General features: G+C 44.0%; 11 protein-coding genes and 1 tRNA gene. All 12 read left to right on the top strand.

The window, feature by feature from the left end; translation table 11 throughout:
- The first annotated feature begins 118 nt into the window (after nt 1-118).
- Nucleotides 119-195 (top strand) — tRNA-Trp (locus tag CWC02_RS13075).
- Between the two features lie 132 nt (nt 196-327).
- Nucleotides 328-705 (top strand): preprotein translocase subunit SecE, encoded by a 378-nt coding sequence (gene secE / locus CWC02_RS13070; RefSeq protein ID WP_036971579.1) that lies wholly within the window; start codon nt 328-330, stop codon nt 703-705.
- Nucleotides 706-709: 4 nt separating this feature from the next.
- The gene (gene nusG / locus CWC02_RS13065) at nt 710-1267 is read left to right on the top strand and encodes a transcription termination/antitermination protein NusG (protein WP_054554826.1); all 558 of its coding nucleotides are present in this window, start codon (nt 710-712) and stop codon (nt 1265-1267) included.
- 214 nt (nt 1268-1481) lie between these two features.
- A complete protein-coding gene (gene rplK / locus CWC02_RS13060; RefSeq protein WP_054554827.1) occupies nt 1482-1910 on the top strand; it encodes a 50S ribosomal protein L11 in 429 nt (142 codons plus the stop codon).
- Nucleotides 1911-1914: 4 nt separating this feature from the next.
- Nucleotides 1915-2619, top strand: a complete 705-nt coding sequence (gene rplA, locus CWC02_RS13055; protein WP_054554828.1) for a 50S ribosomal protein L1 — start codon at nt 1915-1917, stop codon at nt 2617-2619.
- Between the two features lie 319 nt (nt 2620-2938).
- Nucleotides 2939-3433: a 50S ribosomal protein L10 gene (rplJ, locus tag CWC02_RS13050; protein ID WP_054554829.1), complete on the top strand. Its 495-nt coding sequence runs from the start codon at nt 2939-2941 to the stop codon at nt 3431-3433.
- An 81-nt stretch (nt 3434-3514) separates the two neighbouring features.
- Complete coding sequence (rplL, locus tag CWC02_RS13045; RefSeq protein WP_054554830.1) at nt 3515-3877, top strand: 50S ribosomal protein L7/L12; 363 nt, start codon at nt 3515-3517, stop codon at nt 3875-3877.
- A 272-nt stretch (nt 3878-4149) separates the two neighbouring features.
- Nucleotides 4150-8175, top strand: coding sequence for a DNA-directed RNA polymerase subunit beta (gene rpoB / locus CWC02_RS13040; RefSeq protein ID WP_054554831.1), 4026 nt, complete (start codon nt 4150-4152; stop codon nt 8173-8175).
- 97 nt (nt 8176-8272) lie between these two features.
- Complete coding sequence (rpoC, locus tag CWC02_RS13035; RefSeq protein ID WP_054554832.1) at nt 8273-12445, top strand: DNA-directed RNA polymerase subunit beta'; 4173 nt, start codon at nt 8273-8275, stop codon at nt 12443-12445.
- 193 nt (nt 12446-12638) lie between these two features.
- Nucleotides 12639-13013 carry a 30S ribosomal protein S12 gene (gene rpsL / locus CWC02_RS13030; RefSeq protein WP_002958885.1) on the top strand — a complete coding sequence of 125 codons (375 nt, stop codon included), beginning with the start codon at nt 12639-12641 and terminating at the stop codon, nt 13011-13013.
- Nucleotides 13014-13110: 97 nt separating this feature from the next.
- Nucleotides 13111-13581 (top strand): 30S ribosomal protein S7, encoded by a 471-nt coding sequence (gene rpsG / locus CWC02_RS13025; protein WP_054554834.1) that lies wholly within the window; start codon nt 13111-13113, stop codon nt 13579-13581.
- Nucleotides 13582-13608: 27 nt separating this feature from the next.
- Entirely contained in the window at nt 13609-15723 is a 2115-nt protein-coding gene (gene fusA / locus CWC02_RS13020) for an elongation factor G (protein ID WP_138618635.1), read from the top strand.
- Nucleotides 15724-15804 lie beyond the last annotated feature (81 nt).

Below are 15804 nucleotides of genomic sequence, written 5' to 3'. Positions count from 1 at the left end.
ACTGCTTTTTAATCAATGTTAATATTGATTTTTAAACGAACTGATGAGATTTTAACTAATGGGTATCTTTTACTCTTGTGTTAATGAATTGCGTAAGTATAATAGGCATCCACTTTGCAGGGGCGTAGTTCCAATTGGTAGAACAGCGGTCTCCAAAACCGACGGTTGGGAGTTCGAATCTCTCCGCCCCTGCCACTTTTTACACAATGTGTGCTAAGTCTGAAATTAAAAATCGGTTTAAACAAGTCAGTTTTTAAGTTTAGATTTTAATGGATTAACCCTGCCAGAGCGCAGGGTTGTTGTGTCTGTAGTTAAGGTAAAAATATTATGAGCACGAATGTAGAAACACCATCAAGTGCGATGGATTCAGTAAAGTGGATTGTAGCAATTGCGCTACTAGCAGGCGCAGTCGTTGGTAACCACATGTATGCAGACCAATCTGTATTATTACGTGCTATTGGTGTAGTGGTTGCTGTTGCAGCTGGTTTAGGCATTGCCTCACTAACTGAAAAAGGTCGTACTTTTCTTGCGTTTGCAAAAGAAGCACGTATCGAAGTACGTAAAGTTGTGTGGCCAACTCGCCAAGAAACAACACATACGACATTAATTGTAATGGTTGCAACTGTGATTATGGCGCTTATCCTTTGGGGATTAGATGGCATTTTATTCCGCGCAGTAGGCTTTTTAACTGGATTGGAGATCTAATCCCATGTCGGATGAGAAGAACGAAAAGAAACTACGTTGGTACGTAGTACAAGCTTTCTCTGGTTACGAGAAGCGTGTAGCACAAACTATTCTTGAGCACATCAAGATCGAAGGTTTGGAAGATAGTTTTGGTGAAGTATTAGTACCAACTGAAGAAGTTGTTGAGATGCGCGCTGGCCAAAAGCGTAAGTCTGAGCGTAAATTCTTCCCAGGTTACGTACTAGTTCAAATGGACATGAACGATGCAAGCTGGCACCTAGTGAACAGCACTGCACGTGTTATGGGCTTCATTGGTGGTACGTCTGATCGTCCAGCACCAATTAGCCAAAAAGAAGCTGACCGCATCTTAAACCGTCTTCAAGAGAACTCTGAAGCACCTAAGCCAGCTACATTATTCGAGCCAGGCGAAGTTGTTCGTGTTATCGATGGTCCATTTGCTGACTTCAGCGGTGTTGTTGAAGAAGTTGATTACGAGAAGAGCCGCGTGAAAGTGTCTGTTCTTATCTTCGGTCGTTCGACACCTGTTGACCTTGAATTTGGTCAAGTTGAGCAAGACAAGTAAGTAAAAAATTAAAGCTGCCAAAATCGTTTAATATTTTGGCAATAAGCTTGAAAAAGGCCGCTGATTAACTTATAATCAGCGGCCTTTTTGTGTTAGGGCAAGTTACAACTTGTTTTATCACTAAAAAGTGAGAACCAATTTTTAAACTGGGAAGCCGTTAGAGTACGCGTCCTCGCGCGCACAAGGCTATGACCCACCAAATGAGGTATTTATTATGGCTAAAAAAGTTGAAGCTATTATCAAGCTACAAGTTGCCGCTGGTATGGCTAACCCTAGTCCTCCAGTAGGTCCAGCACTAGGTCAACACGGTGTAAACATCATGGAATTCTGTAAAGCGTTCAACGCACGTACAGAATCTATCGAAAAAGGCGCTCCAGTTCCTGTAGTGATCTCTGTTTACGGTGACCGTTCTTTCACGTTCGACATGAAAACTCCACCGGCTGCTTACTTACTTAAGAAAGCTGCAGGCATCAAATCAGGTTCTGGCCGTCCTAACACTGAAAAAGTGGGTACAGTAACTCGTGCTCAACTTGAAGAAATCGTTGAGACAAAACGACCTGACCTTACAGCGGCTGATATGGACGCTGCAGTTCGCACTATCGCAGGTTCTGCGCGTGCGATGGGCTTGAACGTAGAGGACTAAGATAATGGCAAAATTAACTAAACGTATGCGTACTATCCGCGAAAAAGTGGATGTAACTAAAGATTACGAAATCAACGAAGCAGTTGCTCTTTTAAAAGAGTTAGCGACAGCTAAATTCGTAGAAAGTGTTGACGTTGCTGTTAACCTTGGTATCGATGCTCGTAAATCTGACCAAAACGTACGTGGTGCAACTGTACTACCTAACGGTACTGGTCGTGAAGTTCGTGTTGCTGTATTCACACAAGGCGCTAACGCAGATGCTGCGAAAGAAGCTGGTGCTGAATTAGTGGGCATGGAAGATCTTGCTGATCTAGTTAAGAAAGGCGAGATGAACTTTGACGTTGTTGTTGCATCTCCAGACGCTATGCGTGTTGTTGGTCAACTAGGTCAAATCTTAGGTCCACGTGGTCTAATGCCAAACCCTAAAACTGGTACTGTAACGCCTAACGTTGCAGAAGCAGTTAAAAACGCGAAAGCAGGTCAAGTTCGTTACCGTAACGACAAGAACGGTATCATCCATACTACTATCGGTAAGGTTGATTTCACTGCTGAGCAACTTCAACAAAACCTTGAAGCTCTTATTGTTGCGCTTAAGAAGGCTAAACCTTCTCAAGCAAAAGGTACTTACGTGAAGAAAGTAACTATCTCTACAACAATGGGCGCAGGTGTTGCTGTTGACCAAAACTCTCTAAGCACAGTTGTTGCTTAATTAAGAGTTTACATGGCGCGAAATTTGAACTATAATTTTGCGCCATTTTGTTGAGAAAGTTAATTTCGAAACAAGTAAAGAATTCGGGTTGAAGTCCATAATTTCGTAATGCCTTCGGGTAAAAACGATAAATTGGACTTCCGTCCAAGACCGTAGGCGGCTTCGGCCTTAATATTTTACCTACGTAGACGGTGTGAATCCCCAGATAGATTTTTCCTAATCTTCTGGCTCTCGCCGTAAAAAGCATCTCCATCTTAGATGGGGAAGAGTAGAACAGGGAAGCCAATTTCGGCAACCCATTAAACCAGGAGTAACACCCATGGCTTTAAATCTTCAAGGCAAAAAAGCAATTGTTGCTGAAGTCAACGAAGCAGCCACTGGTGCTCTTTCTGCAGTTGTTGCAGATTCTCGTGGTGTAACAGTTGGTGCTATCACTGCCCTTCGTAAAGAAGCTCGTGAAGCTGGTGTATGGATGAAAGTTGTTCGTAACACTTTAGCTAAACGTGCTGTTGAAGGTACAGATTTTGAGTGCCTTTCTGACTCACTTGTAGGTCCAAGCTTAATCGCTTTCTCTTCAGAGCACCCAGGTGCTGCTGCGCGTATCTTCAAAGATTTCGCGAAGAAGAACGAGAAATTCGAAGTTAAGACGGCTGCATTTGAAGGTAACGTAGTAGACGCAGCTATGCTAGCAACTCTACCTACTTACGACGAAGCTGTTGCACGCTTAATGAGCGCTATGAAAGAAGCGTCTGCAGGTAAATTGTGTAAAACAATTGAAGCAGTACGTGTACAGAAAGAAGAGCAAGCTGCTTAATTTTAAGCTGTTTTTTTGTTCACTTTCGGTGTAATATTTTTTTTGGGCTATATTTAGTCCGTAATAATTAGGAAATTTGTAATGTCTGTAACTAAAGACCAAATCCTTGATGCTATTGCTGAAATGTCAGTAATGGACGTTGTTGCTCTAGTTGAAGCAATGGAAGAAAAATTCGGCGTAACTGCAGCTGCTGCTGTTGTTGCTGGTCCTGCTGCTGAAGCAGCTGAAGAAAAGACTGAGTTCGACGTAATCCTTACTGGCGCTGGCGCTAACAAGGTTGCAGCTATCAAAGCTGTACGTGGTGCTACTGGTCTTGGCCTTAAAGAAGCTAAAGCACTTGTTGAAGCTGCTCCTGCACCTATCAAAGAAGGTGTATCTAAAGAAGAAGCTGAAGCACTTGCAAAAGACCTTACTGAAGCTGGTGCTGAAGTTGAGGTTAAGTAATCTAGCTTACGCTAGGTTCGCTGCCTGAGTAATCAGGCAAGGGCTGGTGATTATTTAATCACCGGCCTTTTTGCGCTATAGAGCGATGCAATCCTGTAACGCAAATAAAATCTAATTTTCTCTTTACTTTCAAGTTGTTACCTATTTTGGTGTTGAAAGTGTCAGAGCAAAATAGAACAACAATTTAATGTTGTACATCTTGGCTTAGATGCCAGTTAAGTCTGTTCTTACAAGAACAGGTCGGGTCAAAGATCAGCAAGCTGAGGAACCCCATGGCTTACTCTTATTCTGAAAAGAAACGTATCCGTAAGGATTTTGGTAAACGTCCACAAGTTTTGGATATACCTTTCTTACTGTCGACGCAGTTAGAATCGTTTAAAAAATTCTTAGTCCCTGACGCTGATGGCGATCACGGTTTGGAAGCTGCTTTCCGTTCTGTGTTTCCTATCAAAAGCTACTCGGGAAATTCTGAGCTTCAATACGTAAGTTATCGTATTGGTGAGCCAGTATTCGATGTAAAAGAATGTCAAATTCGCGGTGTGACTTATTCTGCTCCACTTCGCGTAAAATTGCGTCTTGTGGTGATGGACAAAGAAGCACCAGGCACAGTTAAAGACATTAAAGAGCAAGAAGTTTACATGGGCGAAATTCCGCTCATGACTGATACCGGTACCTTTGTTATCAATGGTACAGAGCGTGTTATCGTTTCTCAGCTACACCGTAGCCCTGGTGTATTCTTTGATAACGACCGCGGTAAAACTCACTCGTCAGGTAAAGTACTTTATAACGCGCGTGTAATTCCTTACCGTGGTTCATGGTTAGACTTCGAGTTTGATGCAAAAGATAACCTTTATGTACGTATTGACCGTCGTCGTAAATTACCGGCGTCAATCATCTTACGTGCACTTGAGTACTCAACGGATGAAATCCTAGAGATATTCTTCGATACAACTGCGTTTGAAGTTGCTGACGGTAAAGTTCTTATGGAACTTGTTCCTTCACGCTTACGTGGTGAAACTGCCGCTTTTGATATCAAAGGCGAAGACGGTGAAGTCCTTGTTGAAGCGGGTCGTCGTATTACTGCGCGTCACATCAAGAACATCGAGAAAAAAGGTATTAACCAATTAGAAGTACCGCATGAGTACATCATTGGTCGTGTTGTAGCTAAAAACTATGTTGATGAGTCAACGGGTGAGATCATCGCAAACGCGAATGACGAGCTATCACTTGAGCTAATGGCTGAATTGGTTAAAGCAGGTCACACTAAGATTGATACACTATATATCAACGAAGTGGACAGCGGCGCCTACATGTCAGATACATTACGTATCGACACAACAAGCAACCGTTTAGAAGCATTAGTAGAAATTTATCGCATGATGCGCCCAGGCGAGCCACCGACGAAAGACGCGGCTGAAGCCTTATTTGATAACTTGTTCTTCTCTGACGAGCGTTACGATTTATCAACAGTTGGTCGTATGAAGTTCAATAGCCGTGTAGGTTATGACTCAGATACTGGCCCTGGCACATTATCGAAAGAAGACATCGTAGCTGTTATGAAAGTGCTTATCGCTATTCGTAACGGTGTTGGCGATGTTGATGATATCGACCACTTAGGCAACCGTCGTATCCGTAGTGTTGGCGAAATGGCTGAGAACCAATTCCGCGTTGGTCTAGTACGTGTTGAGCGTGCTGTACGTGAGCGTTTAAGCTTAGGTGACCTTGACGCTGTAATGCCACAAGATCTTATTAACGCTAAGCCTATTTCGGCTGCGGTTAAAGAGTTCTTTGGTTCATCTCAGTTATCACAGTTCATGGACCAAAATAACCCGCTTTCAGAAGTAACGCACAAGCGTCGTATTTCTGCATTAGGCCCGGGTGGTTTAACACGTGAACGCGCTGGCTTCGAGGTTCGAGACGTTCACGTAACTCACTATGGTCGTGTATGTCCAATCGAAACGCCTGAGGGTCCAAACATCGGTCTAATTAACTCATTGTCTACGTACGCACGTACCAATGACTATGGTTTCTTAGAAACACCTTACCGTAAAGTGGTAAACGGTGTAGTTACTGATGAAGTAGATTACTTATCAGCCATTGAAGAAGGTCAGTTTGTTATCGCTCAGGCGAACTCAAACTTGAACGAAAACAATGAGTTTGTTGATGAACTAATTCCATGTCGTCACAAAGGTGAATCAACCTTTATGGGCAAAATGGACCAACAATATATGGACGTATCACCACAACAGGTGATCTCTGTAGCGGCAGCACTTATCCCGTTCCTAGAACACGATGATGCTAACCGTGCATTGATGGGTTCAAACATGCAACGTCAAGCCGTACCAACACTTATCGCGGACAAACCGCTGGTAGGTACAGGTATCGAGCTTACACTAGCGAAAGATTCTGGTGTAACTATCGTTGCTAAGCGTGGTGGTGAAGTAATGTATGCGGATGCAAGCCGCATCGTTGTAAATGTACATGAAGATGAGCGTATTCCAGGTGAAGCGGGCATCGATATTTACAACCTTACTAAATACACTCGCTCAAACCAAAATACATGTATTAACCAAAAACCAACTTGTATGGTTGGTGAGCCGGTAACACGTGGTGACGTATTAGCAGATGGTCCTTCGACTGACCTAGGTGACTTAGCACTTGGTCAAAACCTTCGCGTGGCATTCATGCCATGGAACGGTTATAACTTCGAGGATTCAATCCTACTATCTGAGCGTGTAGTTCAAGAAGATCGTCTAACGACTATCCACATTCAAGAACTACAATGTATCGCACGTGATACTAAATTAGGTCCTGAAGAGATCACAGCAGATATCCCTAACGTAGGTGAGTCTGCACTAGGCAAGCTTGATGAATCAGGCGTTGTTTATATCGGTGCTGAAGTTAAAGGCGGCGATATCCTAGTAGGTAAAGTGACTCCGAAAGGCGAAACGCAATTAACACCAGAAGAAAAGCTACTACGTGCTATCTTCGGTGAGAAAGCGTCAGACGTTAAAGACAGCTCTTTACGCGTACCAAACTCTGTAACTGGTACTGTAATCGACGTACAAGTTTTCACCCGTGACGGTGTTGAAAAAGATAAGCGTGCGTTAGAAGTTGAAGACATGCAGCTTCGCGAAGCGAAGAAAGACTTCAACGAAGAGTTCCGTATCTTAGAAGCAGGTGTATTAGATCGTGCTCGTAAGTTACTTGTTGACGCAGGTCTGAACGCAGATTCAATTGCATCACTAAATGCTGAAAAGCTGCTTACTCAAAGCCTTGCCGAAGAAGACAAGCAAGCTGAACTTGAGCAACTAGCTGCCCAGTACGATGAGCTTAAAGCTGAATACGATAAGAAGTTTGAAAACAAACGTCGTAAGATCACTCAAGGTGATGACTTAGCACCAGGCGTACTTAAGATTGTTAAAGTATACCTAGCTGTTAAACGTCGTATCCAACCAGGTGATAAGATGGCGGGTCGTCACGGTAACAAAGGTGTTATCTCGACTATCGTACCAGTAGAAGATATGCCATACGATGACAAAGGTCGTACGGTAGACATCGTTCTGAACCCGCTAGGTGTACCATCACGTATGAACATCGGTCAGATCCTAGAAACACACATGGGTCTTGCTGCACGTGGTGTGGGTGAGCGTTTAGAAGAAATGATGAAAGAGCAGCGTGAACTGCACGAAATCCGTAGCTTCGTTAAGAAAGTTTACGAATTAGGTGATTGTCGTCAGAAAGTTGATATCGACTCGTTCTCTGATGATGAAGTTCGTCGCTTAGCTGATAACTTGAAAGGTGGTTTACCGATCGCAACTCCAGCCTTTGATGGTGCTCGTGAAAGCGAAATCAAAGACTTACTAGAGCTTGGTGGTTATCCAAGAAGCGGTCAAGTTACACTTTATGATGGCCGTACTGGCGATCAGTTCGAACGTCAAGTAACTGTTGGTTACATGTACATGCTGAAACTTAACCACTTGGTTGATGACAAGATGCACGCACGTTCAACTGGTTCTTACAGCCTTGTTACTCAGCAGCCGCTGGGTGGTAAAGCTCAGTTCGGTGGCCAGCGTTTCGGTGAGATGGAGGTGTGGGCACTAGAAGCTTACGGTGCTGCATATACTCTACAAGAAATGCTAACAGTGAAATCGGATGACGTGAACGGTCGTACTAAGATGTATAAGAACATCGTAGATGGTAACCATAAGATGGAGCCAGGTATGCCAGAATCGTTCAACGTATTGTTGAAAGAAATCCGCTCACTGGGTATCAACATCGAGTTGGAAGAAAATTAAGCCATTTAGGTGCGGCGTAAGCCGCACCTGTTAGGCCGAATAGAATGTAGGGGCGATTGGTTCGCCCTCAAGATTAACCTCCGACAGGAGAGCTAAGGTGAAAGACTTACTTAAGTTTCTGAAGCAACAAAATAAGACCGAAGAATTCGATGCAATTCGCATTGGTCTTGCTTCGCCAGATATGGTTCGTTCATGGTCATACGGTGAAGTAAAGAAACCTGAGACAATCAACTACCGTACTTTCAAGCCTGAGCGCGACGGCTTATTCTGTGCCCGTATTTTCGGCCCAGTGAAAGATTATGAGTGTTTATGTGGTAAATATAAGCGCCTTAAGCACCGTGGTGTTATTTGTGAAAAGTGTGGCGTTGAAGTAACGCTAACTAAAGTGCGTCGTGACCGTATGGGTCACATTGAGCTTGCGAGCCCAGTTGCGCACATTTGGTTCTTAAAATCATTACCGTCACGTATTGGCTTAATGCTAGACATGACACTTCGTGACATCGAGCGCGTACTTTACTTCGAATCATTCGTAGTAACTGAGCCTGGTATGACAACGCTTGAACGTGGTCAGCTTTTAGGTGAAGAAGAGTACCTAGATGCACTTGAAGAGCACGGTGATGAGTTTGAAGCGAAGATGGGTGCAGAAGCAGTATTAGACTTGCTTCGTGAACTTGATCTTGGCCAATTAATTGCTGAAATGCGTGAAGAGTTACCAACAATTAACTCTGAAACTAAGCGTAAGAAGATCACTAAACGTCTTAAATTAATGGAATCTTTCCACCAATCAGGTAACAACCCTGAGTGGATGATCATGACAGTACTTCCAGTACTTCCGCCTGATCTACGTCCATTAGTACCACTAGACGGTGGTCGTTTTGCGACTTCTGATCTGAATGACCTTTACCGTCGTGTTATTAACCGTAATAACCGTCTTAAGCGTCTATTAGATCTAGCAGCACCAGACATTATCGTACGCAACGAAAAACGTATGTTACAAGAAGCGGTAGATGCGCTACTTGATAACGGTCGTCGCGGTCGTGCGATCACAGGTTCTAACAAACGTCCTCTTAAATCGCTTGCTGATATGATCAAAGGTAAGCAAGGTCGTTTCCGTCAGAACTTACTTGGTAAACGTGTAGATTACTCTGGCCGTTCTGTAATCACAGTAGGTCCTACGCTTAAACTACACCAGTGTGGTCTTCCTAAGAAGATGGCACTTGAGCTATTCAAACCATTTATCTACGGCAAATTAGAGCGTCGCGGCATGGCTACGACTATCAAAGCTGCTAAGAAGATGGTTGAGCGTGAAGTGGCAGAAGTATGGGATGTATTAGACGAAGTAATTCGTGAACATCCAGTATTACTTAACCGTGCACCAACACTTCACCGTTTGGGTATCCAAGCGTTCGAACCTGTGCTTATCGAAGGTAAAGCGATCCATTTACACCCATTAGTTTGTGCGGCGTACAACGCTGACTTCGATGGTGACCAAATGGCGGTACACGTACCGTTAACGCTTGAAGCACAGTTAGAAGCACGTGCTCTAATGATGTCTACAAACAACATCCTATCTCCAGCGAATGGTGAGCCAATCATCGTTCCTTCACAGGACGTTGTATTAGGTCTTTACTACATGACTCGTGATCGCATCAATGCGAAAGGCGAAGGTACTGTATTTAAAGATCCTAAAGAAGCTGAAAAAGCATACCGCAGTGGTAATGCTGAGCTACATGCGCGCGTAAAAGTACGTATTAGCGAAACAGTTGACAATGAAGAAGGTGAAGCAGTTGAGCAAGTATCTATTGTTGAAACAACAGTAGGTCGTGCAATTCTTTCACTAATCCTACCTAAAGGCATGCCGTTTGAGTTAATCAACCAAGCCCTAGGTAAGAAACAAATTTCTGGCTTATTAAACGAGTGTTACCGTCGTCTAGGTCTTAAAGATACCGTTATCTTTGCTGACCAAGTAATGTACACAGGTTTCCACTACGCAATGAAGTCAGGTGTTTCAATCGGTATCGATGACTTAGTTATCCCACCGGTTAAAGCAGAAATCATTGAATCAGCGGAAGCTGAAGTAACTGAAATCAACCAACAATTCCAATCAGGTCTTGTAACGGCTGGTGAAAAGTACAACAAAGTTATCGATATCTGGTCACGTGTAAATGAAAACTTATCACGTGAGATGATGGCGAACTTATCAAAAGACACTGTAATCAACGCGAAAGGCGAAGAAGAAGAGCAATCTTCATTTAACTCAGTGTTTATGATGGCAGACTCAGGTGCACGTGGTAGCGCCGCTCAGATCCGTCAGTTAGCGGGTATGCGTGGTCTAATGGCACGTCCAGATGGTTCAATCATCGAGACACCAATCACGGCGAACTTCCGTGAAGGTCTAAACGTACTACAGTACTTCATCTCAACGCACGGTGCGCGTAAAGGTCTTGCCGATACAGCACTTAAAACAGCAAACTCGGGTTACTTAACGCGTCGTCTAGTAGACGTTGCACAAGACTTAGTAATCAACGAAGACGACTGTGGCACAGAAGATGGCTTAACAATGAAACCGCTTATCGAAGGTGGTGACGTTGTAGAAGCACTTCGTGAACGTGTACTAGGTCGTGTTGTTGCTGAAGATGTATTAATTCCAAATACTAACGAAGTACTTGTTGAGCGTAACGTTATGCTTGACGAAAAACTGTGTGACCTTTTAGAAGAGCACTCAGTGGATGAAGTACGCGTTCGTTCAGTAATCACTTGTGATAATGACTTTGGTGTATGTGCTAAGTGTTACGGTCGTGACCTTGCGCGTGGCCACATCATCAACCCAGGTGAGTCAGTAGGTGTTATCGCGGCACAATCAATCGGTGAGCCGGGTACACAGCTTACGATGCGTACCTTCCACATCGGTGGTGCGGCATCTCGAGCGTCTGCTGAAAACAGTGTACAAGTTAAAACTAACGGTACATTGAAGTTACACAATGCGAAGTACGTATTAAACACAGACGGTAAGATTGTTATCACGTCTCGTTCAACAGAGATCACTATCATCGATAGCTTTGGTCGTGAGAAAGAGCGTTATAAAGTACCTTACGGTGCGGTGTTAGCAGTACAAGATAATGCAGAAGTTCAAGGTAACGACATCGTTGCTACTTGGGACCCGCATAGTCACCCAATCGTTCTTGAGCACAAGTCAAAAATCTCATTCAGCGACATTGATGACTCAAATACCGAAGCACAAACAGACGAGTTAACTGGTTTAACACGTGTGGTTGTTAAAGACTTAGGTAAAGCGAATGCGAAAGAACCTAAACTAATCATCGAAAGCGATGAGCGTGGTCTGCAAGAAACACGTCTTCCTTCATTCACAACGATTGAAGTAACAGACGGTGCAACTGCAAACCCAGGTGACGTACTAGCACGTATTCCGCAAGAAGGTTCGAAGACTCGTGATATCACGGGTGGTCTACCTCGCGTAGCTGACTTATTCGAAGCACGTAAGCCGAAAGATCCTGCAATCCTTGCAGAAATCACAGGTACTATCAGCTTCGGTAAAGAAACTAAAGGTAAGAAGCGTCTTGTAATCACTCCTGCTGAGGGTGACGCATACGAAGAGATGATCCCTAAATGGCGTCAACTTAACGTGTTCGAAGGTGAGCAAGTGTCTAAAGGTGAGGTTATCGCCGATGGTCCTGAGTCACCACATGACATCTTACGCCTACGTGGTGTAACTCATGTAGCTAACTACATCGTTAACGAAGTGCAAGAGGTTTACCGCTTGCAAGGCGTTAAGATCAATGACAAGCACATTGAGACAATCATTCGTCAGATGCTACGTAAATGTATCATCCTTGACGGCGGTGACACTGAGTTCTTAGCCGGTGAACAAGTTGAAGTAGCACGCGTTAATATTTCTAACCGTGAACTTGAGAAACAAGGCAAGATCCCAGCGAAGTTTGAAATCCAGTTAATGGGTATCACTAAAGCGTCACTTGCAACAGAATCTTTCATTTCTGCAGCATCGTTCCAGGAGACAACTCGTGTCCTAACTGAAGCCGCTGTAAATGGTAAGAGCGATGAGCTTCGTGGTCTGAAAGAAAACGTAATCGTGGGTCGTCTGATCCCAGCTGGTACAGGCTTTGCGTATCACCAAGACCGTTTAAACCGTCGCAAGCAAGGTGAAATCGTTGAAGAGCAAACAGTAAGCGCTGAAGAGGCAACTCAAGCACTTACTGACGCACTAAACGCAGATATCTCTGGAAACCAATAATCTCAGCTTAATCAATAGATTAAGAAATCGTAAGGCAGTTATCTTCTGCCTTACGATGAGTTAAGGTTGACAGGTTAAACTTTGCTCATTAAAATTCCGCCACCCATTTGCCTGCACGTTTTGTAACGAGCATGTAAACAGGGCGGATTTTTTTATTTTTTCAGTAGTAATTTTAATTTCAGGAGCTATTTAAATGGCAACTATTAACCAGCTAGTGCGTAAGCCACGTCGTAGCAAAGTTACTAAAAGTAACTCAGCTGCACTTAAAGCTTGTCCGCAAAAGCGTGGTGTATGTACTCGTGTATATACAACTACACCTAAGAAACCAAACTCTGCATTACGTAAAGTAGCGCGTGTTCGTTTAACTAACGGTTTCGAAGTAACATCTTACATTGGTGGTGAAGGCCACAACTTACAAGAGCACAGTGTAATCCTAATCCGTGGTGGTCGTGTTAAAGACTTACCAGGTGTGCGTTTCCACACTGTACGTGGTGCACTTGACTGTGCAGGCGTTAGCGACCGTCGTCAAGCTCGTTCTAAATACGGTGCTAAACGCCCTAAGGGCTAATGGTTCTCCGTTAGTAAGGCCAAGCACTAAATTTTTAAATTAATTGTTTTGGGTATTGACTCTAAAAGAGCAAACCTGAAGATACCGGAGATACAAAATGCCTAGAAGACGCGTAATAGGTCAACGTAAAATTCTTCCAGATCCTAAGTTCGGATCGGAACTTCTTGCTAAATTCGTTAACGTAGTAATGTTAGACGGCAAGAAATCTACTGCTGAAAAAATCGTTTATGGTGCGTTAGACGTGGCTGCTGAGAAATCAGGCAAGTCGCACCTTGAAATCTTTGAAGCTGCACTTGAAAACGTTCGCCCACAGGTAGAGGTTAAATCTCGCCGTGTTGGTGGTTCAACGTACCAAGTACCAGTTGAAGTACGTCCAGTACGTCGCAACGCATTAGGTATGCGTTGGTTAGTAGACGCTGCACGTAAGCGTGGCGAAAAATCTATGGGCTTACGTTTAGCTCAAGAAATCGTTGACGCTGCTGACAACAAAGGCACTGCGGTTAAGAAACGTGAAGACGTTCACCGTATGGCTGAAGCGAATAAAGCATTCGCTCATTACCGTTGGTAATCTGCCCTTAACCTTTAAGAGGATCATATGGCACGTACAACTCCACTTGAGCGCTATCGCAATATCGGTATTTGCGCTCACGTAGATGCAGGTAAAACCACCACAACAGAACGTGTTCTGTTCTACACGGGTCTTTCTCATAAGATCGGTGAAGTACATGATGGTGCTGCAACTATGGATTGGATGGAGCAGGAACAAGAGCGTGGTATCACAATCACTTCTGCTGCAACAACGTGTTTCTGGAAAGGGATGGACGCTCAATTTGACGACCATCGCATCAATATCATTGATACGCCAGGACACGTAGATTTCACTATCGAAGTAGAGCGTTCTTTACGCGTACTAGATGGTGCGGTAGTTGTTCTTTGTGCTTCATCTGGTGTACAGCCGCAAACTGAGACAGTTTGGCGTCAGGCGAACAAATACGAAGTTCCTCGCATGATCTTCGTAAACAAAATGGATCGCACTGGCGCTGACTTCTTAACAGTTGTGGACCAGGTGAAATCTCGTCTTGGAGCAACGCCTGTTCCAATTCAGCTACCAATTGGTGCTGAAGACGACTTTAAAGGTGTTATTGACCTTATTAAGATGAAAGCCATTAACTGGAATGCCGAAGATCAAGGCATGACTTTCTCTTATGAGGCCATTCCGGCAGAGCTTCTGGAGCTTGCAGAAGAATGGCGTTCTCACATGGTTGAGAGCGCTGCTGAAGCATCAGAAGAACTAATGGACAAATATCTAGAAGGTGAAGACCTGACCGAAGCTGAAATTAAAGCAGCTTTACGTCAGCGCACATTAGCAAACGAAATTGTTCCAATGACGTGTGGTAGTGCATTTAAGAATAAGGGTGTTCAAGCTGTGCTTGATGCTGTTATCGAATATATGCCTGCGCCAACACAAGTGAAACAAATCCAAGGTATCGTTGAAGATGGTACTGAGGAAGAACGTCCTGCTGATGACAACGCACCGTTTGCCGCACTTGCTTTTAAGATTGCGACAGACCCGTTCGTTGGCACCTTGACCTTCTTCCGTGTTTACTCTGGTACTGTTAAACAGGGTGATGCGGTATACAATCCAGTTAAAAGTAAGCGTGAGCGACTTGGTCGTATCGTTCAGATGCATTCAAACTCACGTGAAGAGATCAAAGTAGTCTACGCAGGCGACATCGCAGCGGCTATTGGTCTTAAAGACGTAACAACAGGTGAGACACTGTGTGATCCGAACTCAATCATTACGCTTGAGCGTATGGAGTTCCCAGAGCCAGTTATCTCTGTTGCGGTTGAGCCTCGCACAGTCGTTGACCAAGATAAGATGGGTATCGCGTTAGGTAAACTAGCGGCAGAAGATCCGTCTTTCAGAGTACAAACTGACGAAGAATCAGGCCAGACTATTATTTCTGGTATGGGTGAACTTCACCTTGATATCATTGTCGACCGTATGAAACGTGAATTCAGTGTTGAATGTAACGTTGGTAAGCCACAGGTAGCATACCGTGAAGCTATCCGTTCAACTGTTGAAGTTGAAGGGAAGTTCGTACGTCAATCAGGTGGTCGTGGTCAATATGGTCACGTCTGGCTTAAACTTGAACCGATGGATATTTCGGAAGATGATGCACCAACTTACGAATTCGTTAACGAAATCGTTGGTGGTTCAGTTCCTAAAGAATACATCCCTGCGGTAGACAAAGGCATCCAAGAGCAAATGGCTCAAGGTGTGCTTGCAGGCTACCCATTACTTGGCGTTAAAGCGACTCTATATGATGGTTCATTCCATGATGTAGACTCGAATGAAATGGCATTTAAGATTGCAGGTTCAATGGCGATGAAGAAAGGTGCGCTTGAAGCAAACCCTGCTCTTCTAGAACCAGTAATGAAGGTTGAAGTTATCACTCCTGAAGAAAACATGGGTGATGTAGTTGGTGACTTAAACCGTCGCCGCGGCATGATCGAAGGCATGGAAGAAGCATTCGGTGGTCTTAAGCAAATTAATGCGCAAGTACCACTTTCTGAAATGTTTGGTTATGCAACTGATCTGCGATCTGCAACACAAGGCCGTGCATCTTACTCTATGGAGTTTTTGAAGTATGCAGAAGCCGCTAAAAACGTTGCAGATGCAATAATTGCAGCTCGCGCTGTTATATGATTTAGCTTGTCTGGCCCAATAGTGGGTCAGGCGTTAATTTCTTTATAGGAATTTTTTAAGATGGCAAAAGAAAAGTTTGAA

It is taken from the genome of Pseudoalteromonas sp. S2721 (assembly GCF_005887425.1).
GTDB lineage: Bacteria > Pseudomonadota > Gammaproteobacteria > Enterobacterales > Alteromonadaceae > Pseudoalteromonas > Pseudoalteromonas simplex.
The sequence above is the reverse complement of the archived record's forward strand: the minus strand, read 5'-3'. Positions and strand labels throughout refer to the sequence as shown.

Coding starts and splice junctions, on each gene's coding strand:
- rpoB (WP_054554831.1), top strand. CDS start 4,150: ATGGCTTACTCTTATTCTGAAAAGAAACGTATCCGTAAGGATTTTGGT.
- rplJ (WP_054554829.1), top strand. CDS start 2,939: ATGGCTTTAAATCTTCAAGGCAAAAAAGCAATTGTTGCTGAAGTCAAC.
- rpsG (WP_054554834.1), top strand. CDS start 13,111: ATGCCTAGAAGACGCGTAATAGGTCAACGTAAAATTCTTCCAGATCCT.
- secE (WP_036971579.1), top strand. CDS start 328: ATGAGCACGAATGTAGAAACACCATCAAGTGCGATGGATTCAGTAAAG.
- rpsL (WP_002958885.1), top strand. CDS start 12,639: ATGGCAACTATTAACCAGCTAGTGCGTAAGCCACGTCGTAGCAAAGTT.
- rplL (WP_054554830.1), top strand. CDS start 3,515: ATGTCTGTAACTAAAGACCAAATCCTTGATGCTATTGCTGAAATGTCA.
- rplA (WP_054554828.1), top strand. CDS start 1,915: ATGGCAAAATTAACTAAACGTATGCGTACTATCCGCGAAAAAGTGGAT.
- fusA (WP_138618635.1), top strand. CDS start 13,609: ATGGCACGTACAACTCCACTTGAGCGCTATCGCAATATCGGTATTTGC.
- rplK (WP_054554827.1), top strand. CDS start 1,482: ATGGCTAAAAAAGTTGAAGCTATTATCAAGCTACAAGTTGCCGCTGGT.
- nusG (WP_054554826.1), top strand. CDS start 710: ATGTCGGATGAGAAGAACGAAAAGAAACTACGTTGGTACGTAGTACAA.